The following is a 6,929-nucleotide window of genomic DNA, read 5'->3' as shown; positions in this document are numbered from 1 at the left end:
GGGGTTCAACAGCCTCCAGCAGCAGGATCGCTTTGATAGCTTCCGGCACGAGTTCAATGAGGAACGCCCTCACGAAGCTCTCGATATGAAGCGTCCCGCAGACCTCTACACAGCTTCAGCACGCCGCTACGATGGCCTGCCCGAACTGACCTATCCCTTCCACGATCGAGACGTCGTCATCACATCCTGTGGGCGCCTTTGCCTGCACCGCAAGAAAATCAATATCTCCGTCGTGCTGGCCGGCCAAAAGCTCGGCATCAAGGAGGTCGACGACGGCATTTGGCTCGTCAGCTTCATGCACTACGATCTGGGCTACTTCGACCTGGAGCAAAAGACCTTGCAGCCCCTCGACAACCCATTCGGCCCAAAGCCCGTCACCGATGTCTCCGGTACGACATCCTCGCTTTGACCGAGAGGCAGGTCTTGCTCATTCTTGGAATGGCAGCCCTTGGCTCGGCCGCGCTGAGCGGTCACCCCCCGAAGCCCGCAGGGGCGCGCCTTTGGCGCGCGGGGTTGACGGCGAACGCGCGTGCCGAGCAACAATGCGGCTGTGCCATGAATGCTTGGAGTGAGTGACCCTGCAACCCTCGACAACCCGTTCGGCACGAGGTTGTCACCCATGTCTTAGGTACGACCTGTTACCTATGTGTCCGGGCTGGACAGCCAAGGCGCTGGTGCCGCAAGAGGGATTCGAACCCCCGACCCCGTCATTACGAATGACGTGCTCTACCGACTGAGCTATTGCGGCGAACCCTGCCGGGACCTAGGCGATGCCGGCCCCGATACGCGCGCTCCTGATATCGGGCATGGCCGGAATTGGCAAGGACAAGCCGGGCTTGAAATGCGCCTCATGCGCCCCAGCGGGACCAGAATCCGCGCCAGCCGCCGGCCTGGGCCTTCGGCGTACCGATTTGTTCCGTAAATTCATCGCTGGGGCCGTCGTCGTCGATCCCGGGATCATCCGGTGCACGGACGATCGGGATGACGGCCTGGATCGGCGCAGGTGCCGGCTTGCCGAGGTCGGCTCGGGTTCGGAACACCGGCGTCGGCGCCGGCGACGATGATTCGGCGGGCGCCGGAGCCGGATTCGCCGGCTCGGAGGCCGTGACGGCCGGCTCATCGTCCTTGGCAGTTTCCTTGGCAGCTTCTTTGGCAACTTCCTTGGGCTCAGGGGGCGAATTGTCCTGGGCAGCCGGTGCCGGCACCGGGGCCACCACCGGCGGTTCCATCGGACCTGCGCTGGGCGGGGCGGTCACCCGCTTCGGCGGCGGAGCGGCCAGCATGGCTTCCTCGAAGGCCGAGGATTCGATCGTGGCGCCCTTGTCCGAAGGCAGGCTCGCGACCGGTGTCTGCCACTGGAACGCATCGAGGCGGCCGGTGACCGGGGAGACCGGACGCCAGCGCTCGCTGACATAGCCGTCCGCGGTCCAGGCGGGATCGAGGCGGGCGCGCACCGCGCGCAAGGTCCAGGCGCGGGCTCGGCCGCCGTCGCCGTGTTCGGTACGCTCGATCTCGGCCATCAGCAGGGCGACACGCTGGGTGGGATCGCTGACGTAGGGCGCGAGCACTTGGCGGGCGCGGGCGAACTCGGAGGCGCCGATCGCGGCGCGCGCGATCGCGAGCTGGCCCTCGATATGGCCGGGCTTGTCGGCTGGCGTCTTGGCCGCAAGCGTCTCGACCCGCTGCAGGCGCTGCCGCGCGGAATCGCCGAGCTTCACATGCGCATAGGCATCGGCGAGATCGGGATGCGGATTGGCGAGCCAGGCCGCTTCCACCAGCTTCATGGCGCGGCGAACCTGATGCGCCTCGCTCTCGAATTTTGCCGCGAGCACGGCGGCCGGCACCACGGTCGGCGCGAGCTTGACCGCCTCCATCACGCTCTCGCGCGCGACGTCGCGATCCATCGTCTCCAATTCCAACGCGCGCGCGGTGAGCAGCACGCCGCGCTGCCGGCGATACGTCGGCTTGTCGATCTGGCCCGCGGACAGATTCGAATCGAGGATCGCAAGCGCGCCGCTCCAGTCGCCGCGCGCGCAGCGGAAGCCGAGCACCGCGTGCGAGGCCCAGGTCGACGACGGCGACAGCTTGATCGCCTCCTCCGCGACCATCACCGCCCCGACCGCATCGTCGGCGCGCTGCGCCTCGATGAACAGGCCACGCAGGCCGAGCAGGCGCGTGTCCTCGCGTTCGGCCATGGCGCGGAAGACGCGCTGCGCCTCGTCGCGATTGCCTTCGAGCTGCGCCGACTGCGCGTGCAGCAGCAGCGCGAGCGGATCGTTCGGCGCATGCCGCCGTGCCGCCTCGGCGTGGCGGCGGGCGAGCGCAGGATCGCCATGGCCGATCGCGAGCAGGCCGTGGGTGATGGCGTGGCGTCCCCGCGCCTGGCGCTTTTCGTGGCGACGGCGGCGCAGGCGCCCCGGCGTGCGCCAGATCATCGTCAGGATGCTCCAGACCAGCACCACGGCGACGGCAAACAGCCCAAGCAAGAATACGAACCTGGGAAGCGTCGTCGAGATGCGGAAACCACCCGCGGTCAGAACGAGATCGCCGGGCTGGTCGGCAACCCAGGCCGCACCGGCCGCCGCCAGTGCGATCAGGACGAGAAAGAGGACGATGCGAAGCATGGCGATCCCTATACGCGCCGATTGTTGCGCGAACCTTATTGAGCAGGCTTGACCGGATCAGATTTGGCGAGATCCGCCATGGCATCGTCGGCGAATTTGCGGGACGCGGCGAGCGCGGCATCGCGGGCATCGGTCTTGTCGAGCCACGCCTGCGCCGCGGCACGATCGGCCTCGGACAGAGTCTTCAGCTCGCGCCGCGCTTCCACGAAATCGTTGCGGAGCGCAGCCGCCGTCACGCGTGCAACGATGGCACCGCGATCGTTGCCGACCCCGTCGGTACGCTCGATGCGGACGAGCTTTGACGCGCCGGCCTGGAGACGCTCGACAATGCCGGCGTCGCTGGCCGGAGCTTCTGCCGGCGGCGACAGCTTCGGCACGATGTTGAGGAGCTCGCGGCTCAGCGCGGCCGCCGTAGGAATGCCGGACGATGCAAACGCGTCGAGCGGCTTCAGCATGTCGGGCTTGCCCGCCAGCGTCCGCGCCGCGGTCAGTTGCGATTGATAGGGGTCGCCATGGCGAACGGCGACATCGAGCAGGGCCGCTGCCACCACATGGCGGAGCGGCTTGTCGTCCACCGTCCTGGCGTCCGCGATCTTCTCGCCCTGCTGCGCAAGCTCGGCGCGCTCCGTCTTGCTGGCGCGCTCAAGCCGAGCGATGCGGTCGAGGACAGCGGCAAGATCAGGCGCGGCAGCAGGCGACGCCACTTTCGGGTCGTTCAGGGCATTCGCAGTCTTGTCGAACTGCGCACGCAGATTGGCAATGTCGCTGCGCAGGATGCTTGCGGATTTCTCCAGCGCGTCGATCCGCGCCGCCATGGCCGGATCGGCTGCGGGCTTGCCGGCCTTGGCCTCGACCGCAGCAACGCGTCCGCTCAGCGCGTCGACTGTCGCACTGGTGACCTGCGGCGCGGCCGGCGGGGCCTGCACAGCGGGCCAGCCCAGCATCCAGCCGACCGCGATCACGACCGCCGCTGCGACAGCACCGGAGAACGGCGCAATTACCCAGGGGGAAATCGGCGCTGACACAGGCGCGGCTGCTGCGGAAACCTGCTCCTCTGCAGGCCCGGGCTGAGGCTCGGCCTTGACCTCTTCCGATCCGCCTTCCTCGAACCTGGCCTGCTCCTGCGCAGCATGCTCGGATGCCTCGGGCTCGCCCGCGACCTGCTGCGGCTGGGTGGAGACTTCTGTGGCTTCGAGGTCGATGGTGGGCGGGGTGCGCTTGGCACGGCCCGTGTCGGGCGCCAATCCAGCGTCTTCAGGCTTGTCATCGGCCATCGTGACGGTTCCTCACACTTCCATACCTTGCGTAGATCCTTGGGTGGACCAGATTGCGTCGGATTCGGCCCGACCTTTACGCCAAACGGGTGCGCAACGCACGCTCCAAGGTGTCGAATAAGGCAGTTTCGTCCGGCGTTGCGGCCACCAGAACCTGTGACGCGCCGGCATCGCGCAGCACGCCCGCGACCGTCTCGGACAGGCAGCAATGCGGGATCGCCAGCGCCGAGATTTCGACGCCTTCGTCCCGCGCTGCGTCCAGGAAGGCGCGTGCGCTGCGCCGGGAGTAGTGCAGCACCGCCTCGATCCCGTGGGCCGCAAAGCCCTCGCAGACCTCGCGCGGCAGATGCTTGACCGGCGCCATGCGATAGGTGGTCTGCGTGACCACGCGGAAACCCTCCGCTCCGAGCTCGTCGCCGAGGTCGCGCGACAGATCCGCGCTCGCGAGATACAGCAGCGTGCTCTTTTTCTTCAGCACCTTGTCGCGTGCGCTCTGCATCACCTTGTCGCGCAAGGAAGCAGCATCGCCGCCGGCGACGATCACCTCGACAAAACCGGCCTCGCGCGCCGCAGCAGCCGTATGCTCGCCGACCGCAAACAAAGGCAGCTCCAACAGGCCGAGGTCCGGCAATTGCGGCGCGACGGCGCGGATCGCGTTGGCCGAGGTGACGAGAACGGCACTGTAGGGCGCTTCACTCTCGCCACGGAAGGCAACCGGCTCGAACTTGAGCGCCGGCGCAAGCAGCACCAGATGCCCACGCGCGCGCAGACTTTCCGCCGTCGCCTCATTGTCGGGATGCGGCCGTGTGACAAGAATGGACATCGCTGGTGTTCCCGAACCACGTGGCGGTGACGCATTGACCTGGACGGCTGCGCGTGACGATTGCGCAATCTGGCCCCGGGATGCTACCGGACGTACCAGAACTCTGCTTTACGGATGAGCGCAAGGGCGCAAATTGGATAACAATTCGCCAATGCTGGTATTGGGCATCGAAACCACCTGCGACGAGACCGCCGCGGCCGTGATCGAGCGCGCGGGCGACGGCAGCGGCAAGATCCTGTCCAATATCGTGCGGTCGCAGGTCGAGGAGCATGCTCGCTTCGGCGGCGTGGTGCCGGAGATCGCGGCGCGTGCGCATGTCGATCTGCTCGACGGCATCATCGATCGCGCCATGCGCGAGGCCGGCATCGGCTTCGCCCAGCTGAGCGGTGTTGCAGCCGCCGCGGGCCCGGGCCTGATCGGCGGCGTCATCGTCGGGCTCACCACCGCGAAGGCGATCGCGATGGTGCACGACACGCCATTGGTCGCGGTGAATCATCTCGAAGCGCATGCGCTGACGCCGCGCCTCACCGACGGCATCGAATTTCCCTATTGCCTCTTCCTCGCCTCCGGCGGCCATACCCAGATCGTCGCGGTCACCGGCGTCGGCCAGTATGTGCGGCTCGGCACTACGGTCGACGACGCCATCGGCGAAGCCTTCGACAAGGTCGCGAAGATGCTGGGACTGCCCTATCCCGGCGGACCGCAGGTCGAGCGCGCGGCGGCAGGCGGTGACGCCACGCGCTTTGCATTTCCGCGGCCGATGCAGGGGCGCCCGGATGCCAATTTCTCGCTGTCGGGATTAAAGACGGCGGTGCGCACCGAAGCGAGCCGGCTGGCTGAGATCACGCCACAGGACATCAGCGATCTCTGCGCGAGCTTTCAGGCCGCGGTGCTGGATTCGACGGCCGACCGTCTCAGCGTTGGCCTGAAGCTTTTCCGCGAGCAGTTCGGCGCACCGCGCGCGCTGGTCGCTGCCGGGGGCGTCGCCGCCAATCAGGCGATCCGCGGCGCGCTGTATGACATGGCGCGGCAGGCCGGAACGGAGTTGATCATGCCGCCGCCCGCGCTTTGCACCGACAATGGCGCGATGATCGCCTGGGCAGGCGCCGAACGCCTCGCGCTCGGCCTGACCGACACGATGGAGGCGCAGCCGCGCGCACGGTGGCTGCTCGACGCCAACGCGACGGCGCCTGCGGGTTACGGCAACACACGGGCGGGATTCTGACGATGACCGCGTTCCAATCCGTCGCGGTGATCGGCGCGGGCGCCTGGGGTACGGCGCTGGCGACGGTGGCGGCGCGGGCAGGGCGGAGCGTGACGCTCTGGGCGCGCAACGCGGAGCATGCGACGCGAATCGCATCGACGCGCGACAATCCGCGACTGCCCGGCGTGCGGCTTGCTCCGGAAATTGTCGTCACGAGCGATCTCGCGATCGCCGCGCGCGCGGACATGCTGCTGATCGCAACGCCCGCGCAGCACCTGCGCGGCGCGGTCAACATGCTGGCCCCGCATCTCGCAAAACCCATCCCGATCGTCGCCTGCGCCAAGGGCATCGAGCACGGCACCCACAAATTCATGACCGACGTGATCGCCGAGGCCGCGCCGTACGCGCTGCCGGCGATCCTGTCAGGCCCAAGCTTTGCCGACGACGTCGCACGTGGCCTGCCGACGGCCGTGACCCTGGCGGCAAGCGATGAGGCGTTGGCCAGCAGCCTTGTGCAGGCGCTGGGCTCGCCGACATTCCGCCCCTATCACTCCACCGACGTCCGCGGCGTCGAGATCGGCGGCGCCGCCAAGAACGTGCTGGCGATCGCGGTCGGCATCGCGGTCGGACGCGAGCTCGGTGCCTCCGCCCAGGCTGCGCTGACGACCCGCGGCTTTGCTGAGCTCACGCGCCTCGGCCGCGCGCTCGGCGCGCGCAGTGAAACGCTCACCGGCCTGTCCGGTCTCGGCGATCTGATCCTCACCTGCGCGAGCCCGCAATCGCGCAACTTCGCGCTCGGACTCGCGCTCGGGCGCGGCGAGCAGCCTCCCGCCGGCAAGCTCGCCGAGGGCGAGTTCACAGCCCCCGTGTTGATCGAACTCGCGGCTTCGCAAAACATCGAGTTGCCGGTATCAGAAGCGGTCGCATCGATCCTGAGCGGCCGAAGCACGATCGATGCCGCGATCTCGGCGCTGATGACGCGCCCCTTCAAGGCAGAGGAATAA

General features: G+C 67.9%; 5 protein-coding genes, 1 tRNA gene and 1 pseudogene. 3 read left to right on the top strand and 4 right to left on the bottom strand.

What is annotated here, in order from left to right; genetic code table 11:
• Positions 1 to 409 (top strand): annotated as a pseudogene (locus tag YU9_RS49065) (IS481 family transposase); the annotation flags it as partial.
• Positions 410 to 672: 263 nt separating this feature from the next.
• On the opposite strand, the gene YU9_RS0118555 reads toward YU9_RS49065, so the two are convergent.
• From YU9_RS0118555 to YU9_RS0118540, 4 genes are all read right to left on the bottom strand, one after another.
• Positions 673 to 748: transfer RNA gene (locus YU9_RS0118555), tRNA-Thr, on the bottom strand.
• Between the two features lie 100 nt (positions 749 to 848).
• A complete protein-coding gene (locus tag YU9_RS0118550; RefSeq protein ID WP_027574170.1) occupies positions 849 to 2,624 on the bottom strand; it encodes a heme biosynthesis protein HemY in 1,776 nt (591 codons plus the stop codon).
• Positions 2,625 to 2,659: 35 nt separating this feature from the next.
• The gene (locus YU9_RS0118545; RefSeq protein ID WP_027574169.1) at positions 2,660 to 3,898 is read right to left on the bottom strand and encodes a COG4223 family protein; all 1,239 of its coding nucleotides are present in this window, start codon (positions 3,896 to 3,898) and stop codon (positions 2,660 to 2,662) included.
• 76 nt (positions 3,899 to 3,974) lie between these two features.
• Positions 3,975 to 4,721, bottom strand: coding sequence for a uroporphyrinogen-III synthase (locus YU9_RS0118540; RefSeq protein WP_027574168.1), 747 nt, complete (start codon positions 4,719 to 4,721; stop codon positions 3,975 to 3,977).
• A gap of 151 nt (positions 4,722 to 4,872) precedes the next feature.
• On the opposite strand from YU9_RS0118540, the gene tsaD reads away from it, so the two are divergent.
• Positions 4,873 to 5,946, top strand: coding sequence for a tRNA (adenosine(37)-N6)-threonylcarbamoyltransferase complex transferase subunit TsaD (gene tsaD, locus YU9_RS0118535; RefSeq protein WP_027574167.1), 1,074 nt, complete (start codon positions 4,873 to 4,875; stop codon positions 5,944 to 5,946).
• A 2-nt stretch (positions 5,947 to 5,948) separates the two neighbouring features.
• On the top strand, positions 5,949 to 6,929 hold the full coding sequence (locus tag YU9_RS0118530; protein WP_027574166.1) for an NAD(P)H-dependent glycerol-3-phosphate dehydrogenase: 981 nt from the start codon (positions 5,949 to 5,951) through the stop codon (positions 6,927 to 6,929).

Origin of the sequence: Bradyrhizobium sp. WSM1743 (assembly GCF_000473065.1) — a bacterium.
Classification (GTDB): Bacteria; Pseudomonadota; Alphaproteobacteria; order Rhizobiales; family Xanthobacteraceae; genus Bradyrhizobium.
This window is presented reverse-complemented; position numbering and strand designations above follow the sequence as displayed.